This window comes from Azospirillum sp. TSO5, assembly GCF_003116065.1.
Classification (GTDB): Bacteria; Pseudomonadota; Alphaproteobacteria; order Azospirillales; family Azospirillaceae; genus Azospirillum.
In genome coordinates this window covers 1-19,023 of sequence record NZ_LGQY01000128.1, presented here as the reverse complement: position 1 = coordinate 19,023, position 19,023 = coordinate 1, and the positions used below count along the sequence as shown (strand labels likewise).

At 67.0% G+C, this 19,023-nt stretch carries 20 protein-coding genes and 2 tRNA genes; 6 read left to right on the top strand and 16 right to left on the bottom strand.

The annotated features are described in order from the left end of the window. Positions 1 to 166: 166 nt before the first annotated feature. Positions 167 to 1,858 carry a methyl-accepting chemotaxis protein gene (locus TSO5_RS27245; RefSeq protein WP_109154558.1) on the top strand — a complete coding sequence of 564 codons (1,692 nt, stop codon included), beginning with the start codon at positions 167 to 169 and terminating at the stop codon, positions 1,856 to 1,858. An 88-nt stretch (positions 1,859 to 1,946) separates the two neighbouring features. Here TSO5_RS27245 and TSO5_RS27240 read toward each other — a convergent pair. From TSO5_RS27240 to TSO5_RS27230, 3 genes are all read right to left on the bottom strand, one after another. Beyond that, positions 1,947 to 2,023: transfer RNA gene (locus TSO5_RS27240), tRNA-Arg, on the bottom strand. A 17-nt stretch (positions 2,024 to 2,040) separates the two neighbouring features. Beyond that, complete coding sequence (locus TSO5_RS27235; RefSeq protein ID WP_014247573.1) at positions 2,041 to 2,337, bottom strand: ETC complex I subunit; 297 nt, start codon at positions 2,335 to 2,337, stop codon at positions 2,041 to 2,043. Between the two features lie 77 nt (positions 2,338 to 2,414). Beyond that, positions 2,415 to 2,492, bottom strand: a tRNA-Pro gene (locus TSO5_RS27230). 155 nt (positions 2,493 to 2,647) lie between these two features. Between TSO5_RS27230 and TSO5_RS27225 the strand changes: the two genes are divergently transcribed. Then, the gene (locus tag TSO5_RS27225) at positions 2,648 to 3,052 is read left to right on the top strand and encodes a hypothetical protein (RefSeq protein WP_109154557.1); all 405 of its coding nucleotides are present in this window, start codon (positions 2,648 to 2,650) and stop codon (positions 3,050 to 3,052) included. Here the strand turns inward: TSO5_RS27225 and TSO5_RS27220 are convergent. The 11 genes from TSO5_RS27220 to tpiA all read right to left on the bottom strand — a co-directional run bounded on the left by TSO5_RS27220 (position 3,021) and on the right by tpiA (position 14,247). Further along, the gene (locus TSO5_RS27220) at positions 3,021 to 4,253 is read right to left on the bottom strand and encodes an ABC transporter permease (protein WP_109154556.1); all 1,233 of its coding nucleotides are present in this window, start codon (positions 4,251 to 4,253) and stop codon (positions 3,021 to 3,023) included. The two genes, TSO5_RS27225 and TSO5_RS27220, sit on opposite strands and share 32 nt — an antisense overlap. Further along, positions 4,250 to 4,972, bottom strand: coding sequence for an ABC transporter ATP-binding protein (locus tag TSO5_RS27215; protein ID WP_282183537.1), 723 nt, complete (start codon positions 4,970 to 4,972; stop codon positions 4,250 to 4,252). The genes TSO5_RS27220 and TSO5_RS27215 overlap by 4 nt, the downstream gene beginning before the upstream one ends. Then, positions 4,962 to 5,852, bottom strand: a complete 891-nt coding sequence (locus TSO5_RS33520; protein WP_247870990.1) for an efflux RND transporter periplasmic adaptor subunit — start codon at positions 5,850 to 5,852, stop codon at positions 4,962 to 4,964. The genes TSO5_RS27215 and TSO5_RS33520 overlap by 11 nt, the downstream gene beginning before the upstream one ends. Further along, the gene (locus TSO5_RS33515; RefSeq protein WP_247870989.1) at positions 5,849 to 6,607 is read right to left on the bottom strand and encodes a biotin/lipoyl-binding protein; all 759 of its coding nucleotides are present in this window, start codon (positions 6,605 to 6,607) and stop codon (positions 5,849 to 5,851) included. Before TSO5_RS33515 ends, TSO5_RS33520 begins: the two co-directional genes overlap by 4 nt. A gap of 100 nt (positions 6,608 to 6,707) precedes the next feature. Next, the gene (locus TSO5_RS27205) at positions 6,708 to 7,145 is read right to left on the bottom strand and encodes a DUF192 domain-containing protein (protein WP_247870988.1); all 438 of its coding nucleotides are present in this window, start codon (positions 7,143 to 7,145) and stop codon (positions 6,708 to 6,710) included. A 78-nt stretch (positions 7,146 to 7,223) separates the two neighbouring features. Further along, entirely contained in the window at positions 7,224 to 8,051 is an 828-nt protein-coding gene (gene kdsA / locus TSO5_RS27200) for a 3-deoxy-8-phosphooctulonate synthase (RefSeq protein WP_109154554.1), read from the bottom strand. 250 nt (positions 8,052 to 8,301) lie between these two features. Continuing rightward, a complete protein-coding gene (locus tag TSO5_RS27195; protein ID WP_109154553.1) occupies positions 8,302 to 8,997 on the bottom strand; it encodes a dienelactone hydrolase family protein in 696 nt (231 codons plus the stop codon). A 74-nt stretch (positions 8,998 to 9,071) separates the two neighbouring features. After that, positions 9,072 to 10,901: an autotransporter domain-containing protein gene (locus tag TSO5_RS27190; RefSeq protein WP_158282494.1), complete on the bottom strand. Its 1,830-nt coding sequence runs from the start codon at positions 10,899 to 10,901 to the stop codon at positions 9,072 to 9,074. Between the two features lie 284 nt (positions 10,902 to 11,185). Next, positions 11,186 to 12,817, bottom strand: coding sequence for a CTP synthase (locus tag TSO5_RS27185; protein ID WP_109154551.1), 1,632 nt, complete (start codon positions 12,815 to 12,817; stop codon positions 11,186 to 11,188). A 174-nt stretch (positions 12,818 to 12,991) separates the two neighbouring features. After that, positions 12,992 to 13,324 carry a preprotein translocase subunit SecG gene (gene secG, locus TSO5_RS27180; RefSeq protein WP_109154550.1) on the bottom strand — a complete coding sequence of 111 codons (333 nt, stop codon included), beginning with the start codon at positions 13,322 to 13,324 and terminating at the stop codon, positions 12,992 to 12,994. A gap of 167 nt (positions 13,325 to 13,491) precedes the next feature. Further along, positions 13,492 to 14,247, bottom strand: a complete 756-nt coding sequence (gene tpiA / locus TSO5_RS27175) for a triose-phosphate isomerase (RefSeq protein ID WP_109154549.1) — start codon at positions 14,245 to 14,247, stop codon at positions 13,492 to 13,494. Between the two features lie 280 nt (positions 14,248 to 14,527). Between tpiA and mbfA the strand changes: the two genes are divergently transcribed. Then, the gene (mbfA, locus tag TSO5_RS27170) at positions 14,528 to 15,484 is read left to right on the top strand and encodes an iron exporter MbfA (protein WP_109154548.1); all 957 of its coding nucleotides are present in this window, start codon (positions 14,528 to 14,530) and stop codon (positions 15,482 to 15,484) included. 114 nt (positions 15,485 to 15,598) lie between these two features. Beyond that, the gene (locus TSO5_RS27165) at positions 15,599 to 16,111 is read left to right on the top strand and encodes a MarR family transcriptional regulator (protein WP_098739700.1); all 513 of its coding nucleotides are present in this window, start codon (positions 15,599 to 15,601) and stop codon (positions 16,109 to 16,111) included. Between the two features lie 21 nt (positions 16,112 to 16,132). Here TSO5_RS27165 and TSO5_RS27160 read toward each other — a convergent pair whose 3' ends face one another. Further along, entirely contained in the window at positions 16,133 to 16,420 is a 288-nt protein-coding gene (locus TSO5_RS27160) for a hypothetical protein (RefSeq protein WP_247870987.1), read from the bottom strand. A 168-nt stretch (positions 16,421 to 16,588) separates the two neighbouring features. Here TSO5_RS27160 and TSO5_RS27155 point away from each other — a divergent pair, with 168 nt between their 5' ends. Together TSO5_RS27155 and TSO5_RS27150 are read left to right on the top strand one after the other, a co-directional pair. Next, the gene (locus TSO5_RS27155; RefSeq protein ID WP_109154547.1) at positions 16,589 to 17,290 is read left to right on the top strand and encodes a response regulator; all 702 of its coding nucleotides are present in this window, start codon (positions 16,589 to 16,591) and stop codon (positions 17,288 to 17,290) included. After that, positions 17,287 to 18,708, top strand: a complete 1,422-nt coding sequence (locus TSO5_RS27150) for an ATP-binding protein (protein ID WP_109154546.1) — start codon at positions 17,287 to 17,289, stop codon at positions 18,706 to 18,708. Before TSO5_RS27155 ends, TSO5_RS27150 begins: the two co-directional genes overlap by 4 nt. A gap of 147 nt (positions 18,709 to 18,855) precedes the next feature. On the opposite strand, the gene TSO5_RS27145 is transcribed toward TSO5_RS27150, so the two are convergent. Continuing rightward, positions 18,856 to 19,023 (bottom strand): LuxR C-terminal-related transcriptional regulator (locus TSO5_RS27145; protein WP_146203847.1); only part of this gene is annotated, 168 nt, incomplete at its 5' end.

The following is a 19,023-nucleotide window of genomic DNA, read 5'->3' as shown; positions in this document are numbered from 1 at the left end:
TGCTTTGCTGTGAAATGCGGAGCCGCCATTCCAGATGAGATGTTACTGTAGTTCCGACCAGCCGTCCGGAATTTGGTAATATTTGTACGCAGTTAGGGTCAGCCCCTATTTCGTCCAGCCTCCAACTTGTGAAGACTCTCATTTAGTAGAAACTGAGGGCGTCACTATGGGCTGGATGATGAACGCGTCTGTTCGCGCGAAGGTTACTGCGGCTTTCACGGTGCTGTTGATCGGCACTGCGCTATTGGGCCTCTTTGCGATCAATCGCATCTCCTCCGTCAACGGTGAGGCGGCCGAGATTCGCGACAATTGGTTGCCCTCGGTCGCGGCCATCGGTGAAGTCTATTCGACCTTCTATTCTTATCGGAGTGGCGAAGGCGCGCTGATCGCCGTTCAGGACGAGACAAGGATTCGCAATGAGGAGGAAAGTCTTGACCGGATTATTAAGACGATCCAAGAAAAATGCGCGAACTATGAGAAGCTTCTGACACCGGGTTGGGAGACCGAAACCTACAGGAAGTTCGTCGTCGCTCTTAACAACTACATCGCCCTCAGCAAGGACAAGCTGCGCCCGCTTGCGCGCAACAACCAGACTGCAGAGCTATCCGAACTGTTTGTCGGCATCTCACGGACGGATTTTCGCAAGGCTAAGAGCCTGCTGGAAGAACTGGCGCAGTTCAATCGGACCGAAGGTGTGAAGGCCGCAGATCATGGTGCCGAAATCTATGTCGTCTCCCGCAATTGGATAGCCGGCGCAATCCTGGTGGTGATCGCTGTAGGGACCGTTGCAATCCTGCTGATCCTGACCGCCGTGGTGCGGCCGGTTCAGACTCTGACCGCCACCATGGGCCGCTTGGCGAATCGCGAACTATCGGCGGCCGTCGATGGAACGGAGCGCAAGGACGAGTTGGGCGCCATGTCCCGTGCGGTCCAGGTGTTCAAGGACGGGCTGATCGAGGCCGATCGGCTCGCCGCAGTCGAAGCCGCCGAACAGCAGTCCAAAGCGCGCCGGGCTCAGGCCATCGAACGGCTGCTGACGGGTTTTGAGACCTCGTCGGGCGCTGCCCTGCGCACCGTCGCCACCGCGGCGTCGGAACTGGACGCGACTGCGCATGCCATGTCTGCGATGGCCCAGCAGACCAGTACCCAGGCCACCGTGGTGGCGTCCGCCGCCGAACAGACCAGCGCCAACGTCCAGACGGTCGCCACCGCGACTGAGGAGATGGCCAGTTCCATCCGCGAGATCGGCAGCCAGATCGCCCGTTCCGCCGACATCGCCGGCAAGGCGGTGGGCGAGGCGACGCAGACCAGCGACGCGGTGCGCAGCCTCGCCGATGCCGCCCAGAAGATCGGCGAGGTGGTCGGCCTGATCACCGACATCGCCAGCCAGACCAATTTGCTTGCCCTGAACGCGACCATCGAAGCGGCGCGGGCGGGAGAGGCCGGCAAGGGATTTGCAGTCGTCGCCAGCGAGGTGAAGAACTTGGCCGGCCAGACCGCGAAGGCGACGGAGGAAATCGCCAGCCAGATCGGTGCCATTCAGCAGACCACGCAGGGGGTAGTGACGGCGATCACCGGGATCGGCGGCACCATCGGCAGCATCAACGACATCACCACCGCCATCGCCGCCGCGATCGAGGAGCAGGGTGCGGCGACCAACGAGATCTCCCGCAACGTCCAGCAAGCCGCCACCGGCACACAGGAGGTGACGGGCAGCATCGTCCAGGTGACACAGGCCGCGGGCGAAGCCGGCAACGCCGCCGTTCAGGTGCTGTCGGCCGCCGGTGAGTTGTCCAGGCAGGCCGAGATGATGCGTCGCGACGTGGAAGCCTTCCTCGGCGACATCAAAGCAGCCTAACCGCCGACGCGCCGTCCCCATCCGCTCACAAAGGAAAAAGCCCCGCCGAAGCGGGGCTTTTCTTTTGTCTTGCAACGGTCTGCCGAGATGGCGACCCCAGCTGGATTCGAACCAGCGACCTGCCGCTTAGAAGGCGGCTGCTCTATCCAACTGAGCTATGGGGCCTTGTCCCGGATTTGCGATCAGAAGCGCGGGCGATCGGTGCGGAAGTTGTCGGCGTAGTTGCGCGGACGGACGCGGCGGACCGGCGCTTCCTGCACGGTGTAGTTCCAGCCCTCGCGCTCCGCGAACGCGATGGCCTCTTCCTTCGTTTCGAAGGACAGGCGCACCTGATTCAGCGTGTCGCCGGAGCTGGTCCAGCCCATCAGCGGTTCCGGACGGCGCGGCGTCTCGATCTCGTAATCCAGCATCCAACGGTGAGTCTTGGCCCGGCCGGATTGCATGGCCGTCTTGCTCGGCTGATAGATCCGGACGTTCATGGCTCGCTCGTCTCCCCAAATGCCTGCGATGGCGTCCCCGGCGCTGATGGCCTGAACGCGGAGTTGTACCCTGGCGATGGTCGGGGCGCCCGGATTCGAACCGGGGGCCTCCAGTACCCAAAACTGGCGCGCTGACCAGACTGCGCTACGCCCCGTCGCCGCGTTGTGAGATACACGAACGCCACGCCCACGGCAAGCGGACGGCGCACCGCTTTTGCGGACTTTTCCATCCAGCCTGCCGCCTTGGGCATTTGGTGCGGCGTTCGGTCGCTCAACAGCCTGTCTCCAACACCGTTCCGGATCCGTTTCGTTGCCATCGCTCACCCCCGCCCCGCTTGCCGTCGCCCTGTTTCTGCCCGACCTCAAGGACCGGCCGGACCGCCGCTCGGCGGTCGATCTCGCCCATCGATTGCTGCGCGCCGACGTTGCGGTGGATGTGGTGGCACCGATGGGCGGGGGACCGTTGCGCGCGGCGCTGAACCCCGCCGTCGGGCAGATCGACCTCGCCAAACGCCATGCCGCGACCTCGGCCCTGGCCCTGGCCCGTGTGATGGCGGAACGGCAGCCGTCGCTGCTCGCCATACCGCGCGAGGTGGCGTGGGTCGGGCGGCTGGCGCTGTGGCTGGCCCGCAGCGATGCGCGGCTTGTCGTGCTGGAGGGCGATGCGGAGGCGGATTTCGCCGCTATTCGTGCCGCAGTGCCTCGATGGGATTGAGGCCGGCGGCGCGCCGCGCCGGGTAAAGGCCGAAGAAGACGCCGACCAGCCCGCTGACCACCACCGCAAGCACGATCGAGTCGATCCGGATCAGCGTCGGCCAGCCGGCCAGCGCCGCGACCGCCACGGCAGTGCCGACGCCCAGCGCCACGCCGACCGCGGCCCCGATCAGCGACAGGGTGATCGATTCGATCAGGAACTGCACCAGAATGTCGCGCCGCCGCGCCCCGATGGCGAGCCGCAGTCCGATCTCGCGCGTGCGCTCGGTCACCGACACCAGCATGATGTTCATGATGCCGATGCCGCCGACCAGCAGCGAGACCGCAGCCACGGCGGCCAGAAGGAACGACAGGGCGCGGGAGGACTCGTCGCGGGTCGCCGATACCTCCGACAGGTCACGCATCCAGAAATCGTCGTCCTGGCCGGGGATCAGCCGATGGCGCTGGCGCAGCAGGTCGCGGATCTGCGCCTGCGCCTCCGCCATGTCGGCACCGTCGCGCATCTTCACCGCCATGCTGTGGATGAAGCGCGGGTTGCTCTTCGCCATGCCCGGGATGTTGCGCTTGGCGGTGGACAGCGGCACGAAGATGACGTCGTCCTGGTCCTGGCCCTGCGTGTTCTGCCCCTTCTCCGCCAGCACCCCGACGACGGTCAGCGGGGTGGAGAACAGCCGCACCGGCTCTCCGATGGGATCGCCGCCGCCGAACAGGTTGCGCACCACCGTCTGACCGAGGACCACGACCTTGTTCGCCTGCGCAACATCCTCGTCCGACAGGTCGCGTCCCAGCGCGATGGTCCAGTCGCGGGCGTCCATGTAATCCGGCGTGATGCCGAACAGAATGGTGCCCCAATTCTGGTTGCCGGCGACGATCTGCAGGCCCCAGCGCACCGACGGCGCGGTCACCACCACGCCGGGGATCTCCGACAGCACCGCCAGCGCATCGTCCTCCGTCAAAGAGGATGCGGTGCCGGCCCCCAGCTTCACGCCGCTGCGGACGATGCTGCCCTGCCCCACCAGGATCAGGTTGGTGCCCAGGCTGGCGATCTGGCGCAGCACCTGATCGCGGGCGCCGGCTCCCACCGCGACCATGGCGATCACCGCCGCCACGCCGATGACGATACCCAGCATGGTCAGCGCGCTACGCAGCGGGTTCGCCCGCAGGGACTCGAGCGCCGCGCGCAAGGCGTCCCAAGCGGTCATGCCGCGGTCTCCGGCTTCTGATGCAGATCGTCGACCAGGCGGCCATCGCGGAACTGCAGGACGCGGGCCGCAAATCGCGCCACCTCCGGCTCGTGCGTCACCAGCACGATGGTGATGCCGCGCCGGTTCAGCCGCTGGAAAAGGCCGATGATCTCCAGGCTGGTGGCAGTGTCGAGCGCGCCGGTGGGTTCGTCGGCAAGCAGCAGCAGCGGATCGTTGACCAGGGCGCGGGCGATGGCGACCCGCTGCTGCTGCCCGCCGGAAAGCTGGGTCGGCCGGTGCCTTGCCCGTTCCCGCAGCCCCACCGAATCGAGCGCCGCCAGCGCCCGCTCCACCCGCTGGGCATGGCCGACGCCGGCATAGACCATCGGCAGCATAACGTTGTCGAGCGCGGTCTGGCGCGGCAGCAGGTTGAAGGACTGGAAGACGAATCCGATGCTGCGGTTCCGCACCGCCGCCAGCGCGTCGGAGGACAGGCCGGCGACCTCCTGCCCATCCAGCCGGTACCGTCCGGCATCGGGACGATCCAGACAGCCCAGCAGGTTCATGAAGGTGGATTTGCCCGACCCCGACGGTCCCATCACCGCCACGAACTCGCCCCGGCGGATGGTGACGGTCACGTCGTCCAGCGCGTGGACGGTCTGCGGCCCCATGCGATAGCGGCGGCTGAGGCGTTCGACAGCGATGAGGGGTTCGGGTGCCGTAGGATCAGAAGCCAAGGCGCGGTCCCCGGCGGCCGTCGCGGTCGGGGGCCAGGATACCGGTGATGACCTCCTGCCCGGCCCGCAGGTCGCCCGACACCACCTCCGTATAGCTGCCGTCGCCGATACCGAGCCGCACTGCTATGCCGACCGCGCTGCCATTGCCGGGGCCGGGCACCCAGACCGTCCGCACCGCCTCCACCGCGCGCCCGGGGACCACCAGAGCCTCGAAGCGGTCGCGCTGTTCCGGGTCGAGCAGCCCGGCGATTCGCTCCAGGGTCGCGGTGCGGATGGCGTTCGCCTCCACCCGGCGGCGTTCGGGGTCGCCGCCCTCGGCGTCCAGAGCGGCGAAGCGGTCGCGCGCCTCCGCCACTAGGGTGGTGATGTCGCGGCGCCTCGTCTCGTCCAACTTCAGCCCGTCAATCACCCGCTTGGCCGCCGCCTCCAGCGCTGCGGCGCCACGCCCGCCATTGGGGCCGCCGGTGGTCGGCGTCGGCGCATCGGTCGAGGCTTCGGCTCCCGGCGGGCGGAAGCGCAGGGCTGCGTTGGGCAGCTTCAGCGCGGACGGCCGTTCGTCCACCGTGATGCGCAAATTGGCGGTCATGCCCGGCAGCAGCCGCAGCTCCGGATTCTCCACCGTGATGACGACGATGTAGGTGACGACCGTCATGTCCTCCTTCGGCGCCAGCCGCACCTGAGCCACGCGGCCGGTGAAGCTGTCGCCAGGGAAGGCGTTGACGGTGAAGCGCACCGGCATGCCTTCGCGCACCCTGCCGATGTCGGCCTCGTCGATGTTGGCGAGAACCTCCATCTGACGCAAATCCTGGGCGATGGTGAACAGGGTGGGCGCCGACAGGCTGGCCGCCACCGTCTGGCCGGTGCTGACCGCCCGGTTCACCACACCCCGTCGATGGGCGAGCGGATGACGGAGCGGTTGAGGTCGACGCGCACCAACTGCAGGGCCGCCTCGCGCTGGGCGACCTGGGCGCGGGCGACCTCGACCTGGGCGGCGGCGACCGCCAGCGAGGCATCGGCCGATGCTTCCGCCGCTTCGGCCTGCCGCTTCTGCGCACGGGCAGCGATCAATTGGGCCTGGGCGCTGTGGGCGGCGGTTTCCGCCTTCTCCAGATCGGCGGCGGCGACGACGCCGCGTCCCTGCAGGTCGCGTCGGCGGCGCAGGTCGCGCTCCGCATCACGCTGGACGAGGTCGGCACGGACGATCTGGGCGTCGGCATTGGCGACGCTGGCCCTGGCGCTGGCGAGATCGGCCCGCGCCTTGTCGTGCAGCGCCTGCTGCTGGATGAGTGCCGCCTTGGCGGAATCGACATCGGCGCCGGCCTGGGCCAGCCGGGCGGCCAGTTGGTCGCCGTTCAGCCGGGCGAGGATCTGGCCGCTGGTGACCCGGCTGTTGAAATCGGCATACAGCTCCGCGATCTGGCCGGAGAGTTGGGAACTGACCTCCACCGTCACAAGCGCGCTCATGGTGCCGGTGGCGGTGATGGCGCTGACCAGCGGGCCTTGTTCGACCCGCGCGAGGCGATAGGCCGGCCCCGGTTCCGCCCGTGCCAGCACGACATAGGCGGACAGGCCGGCCGCGGCGCTGAGCGCCAGTCCGAGAAAGATCGCCGCCCGGCCGCTTGCTCCCTTGGCCATCCCAGCCCTCCGCGCCGCTCAAGCCCCGCGCGATTGATCTGGGCGAGTTTACGCGAAAGTCATGGGCGGCGGATCATCTATCGGCGCGAGGGCTTTCCGTTCAGGGCTTGGCGATGTCGGGAGACACCACGCGGTCGCCGGGGCGGATGCCCAGCCGCGAGGCCATGCCGCCGTTCAACTCCAGGATCGCCTTCACCGGCCCGTCGGAATTGACCGAGTCCAGCGATTCCGGCACCGCGCGCTCGTGGATGTTCACGATGCGGCCGTCGGCGGCGATGAACAGCATGTCGAGCGGGATCAGCGTGTTCTTCATCCAGAAGCTGGCCGGCTGCACCCGGTCGTAAACGAACAACATCCCGGCATCGGCCGGCATCGACTGGCGGAACATCAAGCCCTGGGCCTGCTGGCCGGGCGTCAGCGCCAGTTCGACGTCGAAGCGGAACTTGCCGCCGCCCGACGTTTCGACGGTCAGCTTGGATTTCTGAAAGCTCTCCAGCGCCAGCGCCGGGAAGGCGACCACCAGCAGCAGGAGCGCCACGACCGCACCCCGAAAACTCCGACCGACTATCATGACTGTCCCCGAAGGCTGAACCGGCCCGTTCCAAGTTACACGTTTTTAGGACTTCGCCAGACGGTCGAAGGCCTGGAGCTTCGCCAGCAGGGCCGGCATGTCCTTCAGCGCGACCATGTTCGGGCCATCGCTGGGGGCGCAATCGGGGTTCTCGTGCGTCTCCATGAAGACGGCGGCGACGCCGACCGCGATGGCGGCACGGGCCAGAACCGGGACGAACTCGCGCTGCCCCCCCGACGTGGTGCCCTGCCCGCCCGGCTGCTGGACGGAATGGGTGGCGTCGAACACCACCGGGAAGCCGGTCTCCGCCATGATCGGCAGGGACCGCATGTCCGACACCAGCGTGTTGTAGCCGAAGCTGGCGCCGCGCTCGCACAGCAGGACGCGCTCATTGCCGGAGGCGACCAGCTTGGCGGCGACGTTCTTCATGTCCCACGGCGCCAGGAACTGGCCCTTCTTGACATTCACCGCGCGTCCGGTTTCGGCGGCGGCGATCAGCAGGTCGGTCTGGCGGCAGAGGAAGGCCGGGATCTGCAGCACATCCACCGCCTCGGCAACGGGAGCGCACTGGGTCGATTCATGCACGTCGGTGATGACCGGGCAGCCGAAGCGCTCGCGGATTTCCGCGAAGATCGGCAGCGCCTTGTCCATACCCAGGCCGCGCGCGGTGGTGATGGAGGTGCGGTTGGCCTTGTCGAAGCTCGACTTGTAGATCAGCCCCATGCCCAGCGCCTTGGTCATCTCCACCAGCGCGGACGCGGTCTCCATCGCATGGTCGCGGCTTTCCATCTGGCAGGGGCCGGCGATCAGGACGAAGGGACGGTCGTTGGCAACGGTCAGGTCGCCGATCTGGATAGGGCGCGGCGTGGTCATCGGAGTGCTCCAAAACGAAAACGGGCGAGAGGGCGCCCGTGGGCCTTTGCATCCCATTAAATGGGGGGATGGTCAATGGCGGGCGGCGGTGCGCGCTGCAAGCCACTTAGGCGCCTACTGAATGCCCCCTCCCCGACCCTCCCCCGCTTCGCGGGAGAGGGAACTGAGCGCATGAGCAGCGGAGTTCCCTCTCCCGCAAAGCGGGGGAGGGTTAGGGAGGGGGCAAAAGCACCTAAGAAATCGACTACCCTCACCCCAGATGCGTGCGGAAGAACTCCACCGTCAGCCGGTTGGCCTCGTCGGCCGCGTCCTGGTCGTAGTGCTCGCCGCCCGGCCGGGCGAAGGCGTGGTCCATGCCAGGATAGACCTTGGCGGTCACCCACCTGTTGTCCTTCACCCCGGCCACCACCGCGTCGCGCTTGTCGGGGCTGGAGAACTTATCGTTCTCCGCGATGTGCAGAAGCAGCGGCTTGCCGATGTTGCCCGCCTCGCCCAGCAGCCCCTCCAGCCCGACGCCGTAATAGCCGACATTGGCGTCGGCGTCCGACCGCGTCGCCATCATGAAAGCCAGCCGGCCTCCCAGGCAGTAGCCGACGCTGCCGGCCTTGCCGGTGCATCCATCCTGTCCGCGCACCCAGGCCAGCGCCGCCTTCAGGTCCTCCACCGCCTTGTCCTGATCCATGCCGTTCATCAGGGCGAAGGCCTTGTTCCACTCCTCCTGCGTCTTGTCGGTCAGCTGCACGCCCGGCTGCTGGCGCCAGAACAGGTCGGGGCACACGGCCAGGAATCCTTGCGAGGCATACCAGTCGCATTGCTCCCGCATCACCGCGTTGACGCCGAAGATTTCCTGGATCACCACCAGACCGCCGGCGGGCGTCACCTTGGGCTTGGCGACATAAGCCGAAAAGTGGCCACCATCGGCGGCATCGATCATCACCTCGGACATGGTTTTGTTTTCCTCCCGTTGGCAAATCCGCCCCTGATATGGAGCGGACTTGCCCCCGGTCACCCCGCCTTTCGTCAGAAACCGACGCTGACGCCGACAAAGCCGCCGTAATCACGGCGGTTCTCCTCACCCAACCGGGCATTCAGGCCGAGCGTGCCGGTGACCGACTCCGCCAGCTTGAAGGAGGCGCCGGCCGTCAGATCGACATAGCTGCGGTCGGGCTTCGCCACCGCCACGTCGTAGGCGAGCGTGGAGATGCTGCGGCTTTCCACCGTGATGCTGCGCTGGTCGTCCTTGAACTCCCGGTTCAGCGTCACCTTGGCGTAGGGCAGGACGCTGCCGAAATCATAGGCCGCCTGATAGCCGACGCTACCGACCAGCGAATTACGGGTCTGCGAGCGGTAGGTGAAGCCGAACAGGCTACTGTCCTCGCTGAAGCCCTCGACCTCGACATGCTGATAGCGCAGGCCCAGCACCGGGCCATGGGTCAGCCCGCCGGTCATGAACTCATAGCCGCCTTCGGCGCCGATGGAGGCGTTGATGCCCTCGGTGCTGCCGCCGGTGGAATGGTCGGTGCCATTGATGGTCACGCCGCGCCGCAGGTCGTAATCGGCGAAGCCGATGGAACCGACGCCGTTCACAAAGGCGCCGCCCATGCGGTAGATGCCGTAGCCGCTCAGCACATACTCCCGCTGCTTGTAATCGCCGCCGGTGGAGAAGCTGCCGCGGTAATGCGACGCCGTGCCGGCCACGCCGAGCAGCAGGTTCTCGGTGAAGCGCTTGTCGATGCCGACGCTGATCGACAGCGGTGTGCCGCGCACCTCGGCCTGTCCGCCGATGCCGGGATCGCCGGTGCGGTCGCTGGTCAGCCGGCCGACTCCACCGCTGATCCAGGCGCCGGTCGTGCCCGGCTTGCGGCTCCACAGGCTCGTTGCCGCCTGGGCGAGGATTGTGGCGGTCAGCCGGTCGCGGGTGTGGATCGGCGATTCGGCAAGCTGCGCGACGTTGCCGGGGGCGGTCAGCGCGTTCAGCACGAAGTCCGAAACTGCGCGATGGCCGGCCGTGGTCGGGTGGACGCCGTCGGCGAACAGGTAGCTCTCCGCGGCGTTCGGCGCCACCAGCGAGGCGGAGGTACAGAGCAGAGAACTGCTGGTGGTGCAGGCGGTGCCGGTCGCATTGGCGAAGCCGAAGGAGGCCGGATTCGCCACCGCCGCCCGCAGCAGGGAATAGGTGTCGATCGGAATGACCGAAACGCCTGCATTCGCCAGACCCAGCGTGACCAACTGGTTATAGCCGCTGACCAGCTGCGTGATCTGCGCCGCCGCCGTCGCGCCCTGCGCCTGCCCGAACGGGGTCGATCCGATGTCCGGCACCGTCGGCACCAGGATGGTGCGCGCACCGGCGGCGCGCAGCCGCGCCACCTGCGTCACCAGATCGCCGGCCGCCTGCGTCACAGTGGCCTGCGCGGTCGCCGGGTTGTTGAGCGCGGCGAAGATGTCGTTGGCGCCGCCCCAGACTGTGTAAAGCGCGTTCGGATCGGCCCGTCCGCCGGTGGAGGCGAGATAGCCGGAGACCTGCGTCGCCACGCTGGGTGCCAGGGCCGTCGGGCCTGTCGCCGGGACGCCGACCGACGTGTTCACCCGCGCGCCACCGACCGCATAGTCGGTACCGCCCCACGCCGCCGTGGTGGCGGAGGTACCGAGCGCGCCGGCAAGGTTCTCCGCCCACACCGGCCCCGGATTGGTGGTGAACTTGCCGCCGAACGGCAGCAGCGACTGGAACGCCCCACTGTCGGTCAGGCTGTCGCCAAAGAAGATGGTGGAGGAATAGTCCGCCGCGACGGCCGGGACCGCGGCGAGCGCGGTCAGGCAGGTGGCGAGCGCAGCGATCCTGACGCGATTCATGGTCACTCCCCGATCCGATTGTTTGGCTATGCGATTTTCCGCAAATCGTCGCACAAGGTTTTCGGGTGCGCAAGGAAGCTGACGTATAGGGAAAGTGCCGGACATGAAAACGCCCCGCTTTTGGGGGGCGGGGCGTTTTCAGTGCATAAGCTCGTGCGCTGGTTGCCCCCTCCCCATCCCTCCCCCGCTTCGCGGGAGAGGGGGTAGGAGCTTTGCGGAAGTACGGCGGAGTTCCCTCTCCCGCGGAACGCGGGGGAGGGTTAGGGAGGGGGCAAAGGCGCCGGTCAGACCAGCCGGCTCTGATCGATGGCCGCCTTGATGAAGGCGGTGAACAGCGGGTGCGGCTCGAACGGCTTGGACTTCAGTTCCGGGTGGAACTGCACGCCGATGAACCAGGGATGGTCGGGGATCTCGACGATCTCCGGCAGTTCCCCGTCCGGCGACAGACCGCTGAACTTCATGCCGCAGCGCTCCAGACGCTCCTTGTAGTACACGTTCACCTCATAGCGGTGACGGTGCCGTTCGGAGATGTCGGTGGTGCCATAGACCTCGGCGACCTTGCTGCCCTCCAGCAGCTTGGCGGGATAGGCGCCGAGCCGCATGGTGCCGCCCAGATCGCCGACCTCGGCACGACGCTCCAGCGTGTTGCCGCGCATCCACTCCGTCATCAGACCGACGACCGGGTTGCCCGGCTTGCCCAGCTCGGTGGAGCCGGCATCCTCGATCTTCGCCATGTTGCGGGCGGCTTCGATCACCGCCATCTGCATGCCGAAGCAGATGCCGAAGTACGGCACCTTGCGCTCACGCGCGAATTGGGCCGCCCGGATCTTGCCTTCCGTCCCGCGCGAACCGAAGCCGCCCGGCACCAGGATGCCGTGGACATTCTCCAGCCGCTTCACCGCCGCGTCGTCATCCTCGAAGATCTCCGAATCGATCCAGTCGAGGTTGACCTTGACGTTGTTGGCGATGCCGCCGTGGGTCAGCGCCTCGGCCAGCGACTTGTAGCTGTCAAGCAGGCTGATGTACTTGCCGACCACCGCGATGGTGACCTCGCCCTGCGGCTTGCGCACCCGCTCAATGATGCGGGTCCAGCGCGACAGGTCCGGCTCCTTGTCGACCGGCAGGCCGAAATAGCTCAGGACCTGGGTGTCGAAGCCTTCCTCGTGGTAGCTGATCGGCACCTGATAGATCGAATCGACGTCCAGCGCCGCGATCACCCGCTCCGGACGGATGTTGCAGAACAGCGCGATCTTCTTGCGCTCGTTCTCCGGAATCGGACGGTCGGCGCGGCACAGCAGGATGTTGGCCTGGATGCCGACGCTCAGCAGCTCCTTCACCGAATGCTGGGTCGGCTTCGTCTTCAGCTCGCCGGCGGTCGGGATGTAGGGCAGCAGGGTCAGGTGGATGTAGAGGACATTCTCCTGCCCGACCTCGTTGCCGAACTGGCGGATCGCCTCCAGGAAGGGCAGCGACTCGATATCGCCCACCGTGCCGCCGATCTCGATCAGGATGAAGTCCTCATCGGTGGCGTCGGCGCGGATGAACTCCTTGATCTCGTCGGTGATGTGCGGAATGACCTGGACGGTGCCGCCCAGGTAATCGCCGCGACGCTCCTTCGCGATCACGGTGGAGTAGATGCGGCCGGTGGTGATGTTGTCGCCCTTGCGGGCCGACACGCCGGTGAAGCGCTCGTAATGGCCGAGATCCAGGTCCGTCTCAGCCCCGTCGTCGGTCACGAAGACCTCGCCGTGCTGATAGGGGCTCATCGTGCCGGGATCGACGTTCAGGTACGGATCCAGCTTGCGCAACCGCACCTTGTAGCCGCGCGCCTGGAGAAGCGCCCCAAGCGCCGCCGATGCCAGACCTTTGCCCAGCGAAGAAACGACGCCACCGGTGATGAAGATGTAGCGAGTCATGTCCGTCCGAAGAGCTTGAGAGCTGTTCCGTGTCCCCATAGGGGGCGGATATTTCATGTCCCCGAGGGGTCGGCGCCGAAACTCACGTCGCGGTCGTCGGCCCTCAAAAGAAAGAGGCGGCTTCGGGGAGGCCGCCTCGCTGTCCGCTTCGTACCCGTGCGCTGGATGGTCCCTTTACTGGGACACCGGCGGCGCGGGTTGGGCCGGAGCGGCCGGGGTCGCCGGCTGGGCCGGGGCCGTCGGAGAGGCCGGCAGCGTGTCGATGATCGACGCCGGACGCGAATGGCCGCCGGCCAGGATCGCCAGCACGATGCTGGTGGCGAAGAAGCAGCCCGCCAGAATGCCGGTGGTCCGCGTCAGCAGGTTGGCCGTGCCACGGGTGCTCATCATGCCGCCCATGGTACCGCCGCCGATGCCGAGTCCGCCGCCTTCCGACCGCTGGATCAGGATCACGCCGACCAGCCCGACGGCGATCAGCAGGTGAATAACCAGAATCACCGATTCCATGCGATGCTCACCCCACGCCCATCCCAAAAATCGAATAGCGCGCCACAGGCCGTCTTAAGGGCCCGTGGCGCGCGCCCATTGTTTGTACCGCGCCGCCGCGGGATATGCCAGCGCCAAAATACCCAGGCCATATCCATTGGCGGCATGGCTGACACCAGCGTGGCGGATCAGCGGCAGGCGGTGGCGATGGCCCAGAAATCGTCGGCCTTCAGGGCCGCGCCGCCGACCAGCGCGCCGTCGACATTCTCCACCGCCATCAGCTCCGTTGCGTTGTTCGGCTTGACCGAACCGCCATAGAGGATGCGGACCTTGGCGGACTCGGCGATCTTGCCGTCCAGCTCGGCGCGGATGTGGGCGTGCATCGCCTTCACGTCGTCCGGAGTCGCGGTCTTGCCGGTGCCGATGGCCCAAACCGGCTCATAGGCGATGACGGTGTTCTCGGCCGTCGCGCCCGCGGGGATGGAGCCGGCGAGCTGGCCCGACACCACGGCATTCGCCTGACCGGCGTCGCGCTGCGCCTCGGTCTCGCCGACGCAGATGATGGCGACGAGGCCTTCCTTGTGGGCGGCGACCGCCTTGGCGTTCACCACCGAATCGCTCTCGCCATGGTCGGCGCGGCGCTCCGAATGGCCGAGGATGACGAAACGGCAGCCGGCATCCTTCAGCATGGTCGGCGCCACGTCGCCGGTATGGGCGCCGGAGGTCTTGGGCGCGCAATCCTGGCCGCCCAGCGCCAGCGGGCTGTCGGCGATTGCTTCGCCCACCGGGAACAGCAGCGGGAAGGGCGGGCAGACCAGCATGTCGAAAACGACCGGACCGGCGCCCTTCAGCCGACCGGCGAGGTCGGAGGCGAGATCCAGCCCGTCGGCCTTCAACCCGTTCATCTTCCAGTTTCCGGCGATCAGCTTCCGGTTGGCGGTCATGGTCGTTTCCTTCTTGTCTCGGCTTTATATGGGAACTTGTGGAACGTTCTTGGCCTCTCGTGATCCAAGCCCATAGCAAGCCCGCCGCGGAAATTCCACTCACCCGACCGGCACATCGGCCGTCGGCAGCCATAAGAGACATCTTGTAGCAGTCTGCCGGCGAAGGCCCATCAGACCCACGGCGGAGCCGGACCAGACGAAGTGCCATGTTGCAGATGCCCTTTTACGGAATAGCATCATTCGCAACGCACCATCCAGACGCGGCGAAGGCCTGACCCCCATGAAGAACTTCTCGGACCTGACGGAAAAGGAGCTGCTGGCGCTCGCCATCGCGCTGGAGGAGGAGGACAGCCGCATCTACGACGAGTTCGCCCACGCCCTCTCCGACAATTACCCGGACACGGCCAAGCTGTTCAGCGCCATGGCGTCGGAGGAGAGCGGGCACCGGCACCGGCTGCTGGAGCTGTTCCGCGCGCGATTCGGCGACCACATCCCGCTGATCCGCCGCCAGGACGTGAAGGGCTTCGTGGAGCGCAAGCCGGTCTGGCTCTCCCGCCCGCTGGGCCTTGAGACCGTGCGCCGGCAGGCCGAGCTGATGGAGGCGGAGACCAAGCGCTTCTACACCCGCGCCGCCCAGCGGTCGCAGGACGCCGCAGTCCGCCAGTTGCTGGGCGATCTGGCCGAGGAGGAGCGCCGGCACGAGGCCAAGGCCGAACGGCTGGAGGCGAAATACGTCTCACCGGAGGTTCGGGAGCAGGAACACGAATCGGAACGCCGGCTGTTCCTGCTGCAGGTCGTGCAGCCGGGTCTGGCCGGGCTGATGGACGGGTCGGTGTCTACCCTGGCCCCACTGTTCGCCGCCGCCTTCGCCACCCAGGACAGTCACGAGACCTTTCTGGTCGGTCTGGCCGCCTCCATCGGCGCCGGCATCTCGATGGGCTTCGCCGAGGCTCTGTCCGACAACGGGTCGCTGACCGGGCGCGGCAGCCCGTGGCTGCGCGGGCTGGTCTGCGGCGCGATGACCACGCTGGGCGGGCTGGGCCACGCCCTGCCCTATCTGATCCCGCATTTCTGGACGGCGACCGCCATCGCCGTTGGCGTGGTGGTGATCGAGCTGGCCATCATCGCCTGGATCCGCAACCGCTATATGGACACGCCGCTGCTGTCCGCCGCCTTCCAGGTGGTGGTCGGCGGGCTGCTGGTTTTCGCCACCGGCATCCTGATCGGCAGCGCCTGAGCGGCGGCGGGAAAAGCCGTTTGCGGGAATGAGCTTGTTCTTGTAACCGGGCGCACGATTGTTTATGTCTGAGTTGCTGTCCTAATTAGAACAAATTGAACCAACCGCGTCGCCATGGCCGATCTGAAAGCAGGCGTTAACCAGCTCTTCCTCCGCGAGGAGGAACTCCGTACCGGGATGGAGCTGCTTTTCTACGCCTATCGCGAATTCACTGCCGAACCGGACGAAATTCTGGCGGAAATCGGCTTCGGCCGCGCGCATCACCGCGTGATCTACTTCGTCGGCCGCTATCCCAAGATCACTGTGTCGGAACTGCTGGCGATCCTGAAGATCACCAAGCAGAGCCTGTCGCGCGTGCTGGGCGAGCTAGTGCGCCAGGGCTTCATCGATCAGCAGACCGGCGCCCGCGACCGGCGGCAACGGCTGCTGGAGCTGACGGAAAAGGGTGTCGAGCTGGAACGCCAGCTGTCGGAAACCCAACGTCAGCGCATCGCCCGCGCCTATCGCATGGCGGGGGCCGAGGCGGTGGAGGGATTCCGCAAGGTGATGATGGGCATGCTGGACGAGGAGGACCGGGCGAAATTCGCTCCGCCCGTTCCCCCTGCCCGTCTTGCCGTGAAACGCTAAATCAGGAAACGCTCGACCGGATCAGCCGGCCTTCGATTCGGTAGTCTCCACCGGCGCTGCGGATTGGGTTTCCGCCGGCTTGTCTTCGGCTGCGCCCTGGGTTGCACCGTCAGCCGGCTTTTCGGCGGCCGCCTTTGCCTCATTGGGATTGCGGCGGCGGAAGCCGCCCTTGCGGTAAACCACGTTTTCGGAGGCGCCCGGCGGGCATTGGACGATGTTCCCTCCCTTCGCGAGGAAGGCACGGGTCATGTCGGCGAGGTCTTGGGCGTCCAGGTCCCTGGGGTCGTTGGACCTGTGGTGGTCGGCCATCGTGATCGCTCCTCGTGTCTCTCGGCCCTCGTAGAGGACATATGGAGGATAACACGGTTCGAGGTCGAAACGGCCAAACGCTTACACGCCTGCCCGCCATGCATACCCAAGGTATGTCCCGCATGGCGCCCCTATGTCGATTGCGGGGAGCCGCGTTATAGTCCCGTCATGACCGAAGATCAGCCCCACATCCTGGTCGTCGACGACGACACCCGCCTGCGCGAACTTCTGCGCAAGTATCTCGCCGGAAACGGCTTTCTTGTCAGCACGGCCCGCGACGCCGCCGACGCGCGGGCGCAGCTGGGCGGGCTCGCCTTCGACCTGCTGGTGCTCGACATCATGATGCCGGGCGAGTCGGGGCTGTCGCTGACCGAATCGCTGCGGCGCGAGCGCGACCTGCCGATCCTGCTGCTGACCGCCCGCGACGAGCCGGACGACCGCATCGCCGGATTGGAGGCCGGGGCCGATGATTATCTCGCGAAGCCCTTCAATCCGCGCGAACTGCTGTTGCGCATCAACTCCATCCTGCGCCGGCAGGCGACGCGCCCGCCGGAACCGGCAGCCCCGCCCGCGGCGCCGGTGCGGCTCGGCCGCCTCATCTACCTGCCCGACCGCGACGAGCTGCGCCACGGCGACGAGGTGATCCGCCTGACCACAGCGGAGGCCAGCCTGCTGCGCATCCTCGCCGCCTCCCCCGGCGTGACCTTCACGCGCGATGAGCTGACGGAGCGCAGCAAGGTCGCCGGCAACGCCCGTACCGTCGATGTCCAGGTGACCCGCCTGCGCCGGAAGATCGAGGCCGACCCGCGCGAGCCGCGCTATCTCCACACCGTCCGTGGCGAGGGCTATGTGCTGAGGCCCGATCCGTGACGGCGGCCGGCAGCGGACGGGCCGACAGCGGAGGGGCCGACGCCGACGGCGCGGCGGCCGGCCGGGCGGCGGCGCGGCGCGCCGAACGACGGCGTCGCACGCCGTTCCTGAAACGCTTCCTGCCGCGCACCCTTTTCGGCAGGTCGCTGCTGATCATCGTCACGCCGGTGATCCTGGCCCAGGCGGTGGCGACCTGGATCTTCTACGACCGCCATTGGGACACGGTGACCAACCGGCTGGCCTATGCGGTCGCCGGCGATATCGCCACCGTCATCGCCATGCTGGAGCGCGACCCGTCGCAGGACGGCCGCGATTGGACGCTGGCCACCGCCGCCCGCACGACGGACCTGATCGTCACGGTGGAGCCGGACCAGATCCTGCCAAACAAGCGCCGGGAGCTGAGCGGCCTGCTGGAACGCACGCTGGGCAAGGCGCTGGACGAGCGGGTCGGCCGCCCCTTCACCATCAACACCCGCGTCGCCCACGAATGGTACGAGATCCGGGTGCAGATGGCCGACGGCGTGCTGTCGGTGATGTCGCCGGAACGCCGGCTGTTCACGCCGACCAGCTATATCTTCATCCTGTGGATGGTCGGATCGGCCATCGTGCTGTTCGCCGTCGCCATCCTGTTCATGCGCAACCAGATCCGGCCGATCAAGCGGCTGGCCATCGCCGCCGACGCGCTCGGCAAGGGCCGCGACGTCTCCAACTTCAAGATGGAGGGCGCGACGGAGGTGCGGCAGGCGGCCTCCGCCTTCCTGTTGATGCGCGAACGCATCCAGCGCCAGATCAACCAGCGCACCGAGATGCTGGCCGGCGTCAGCCACGATCTGCGCACGCCGCTGACCCGGATGAAGCTGGCGCTCGACATGATCGAGGATCCCGATCTGGATCCGGAGGTGGAGGAGTTGAAGGCCGACGTCGCCGAGATGGAAACCATGATCGAAGGCTATCTCGCTTTCGCCCGCGGCGAGGGGACGGAGGCGGTACAGCCGACCGACCTGACCCGCCTGCTGAACGAGGTCGCCGCCGGCGCGCGGCGCGACGGGACCGAAGTGACGCTGACCGCGCCGGACGGGCTGATCCTGCCGCTGCGCCCGAATGCGGTCCGCCGCTGCATCGCCAACCTGCTGGTCAATGCCGGCCGCCATGCCGGCACCGCCTGGGTCAAGGCCGAACCGAAGGGCGGCATCATCGAGATCACGGTGGACGACGACGGGCCCGGCATCCCCGCCTATCTGCGCGACGATGTGTTCAAGCCCTTCTTCCGCGTCGACAGCAGCCGCAATCTCGACACCGGCGGGTCCGGCCTGGGGCTGACCATCGCGCGGGACGTGGCGCGCAGCCACGGCGGCGACATCACGCTGGACGACAGCCCCTATGGCGGCCTGCGCGCGGTGATCCGGCTGCCGGTTTGATCCCCGGTTATTCCGATCCAATGATGTAATCGCATGAAAAAGCCCGCCTTCATTCAGGCGGGCAATTCATGTCATGCAATGACGGCCACATCCCACCTTCCCTTCGGACAGGCAAGGTGGGGATGGGGGCAATGGACGGGTGTGTCGTTACTGGTTCGCCGCCGCGGCGACCACGTTGGCGCCGGCCAACTCGCCGCCGATGCCGTTGTTCAGCGCCCAGATGGCGGCCTGGGTACGGTTGGAGGCGTTGATCTTGCGCAGCAGGCTCTTCAGGTGAACCTTCACGGTGGCTTCCGTGATGTTCAGGTGGTTGGC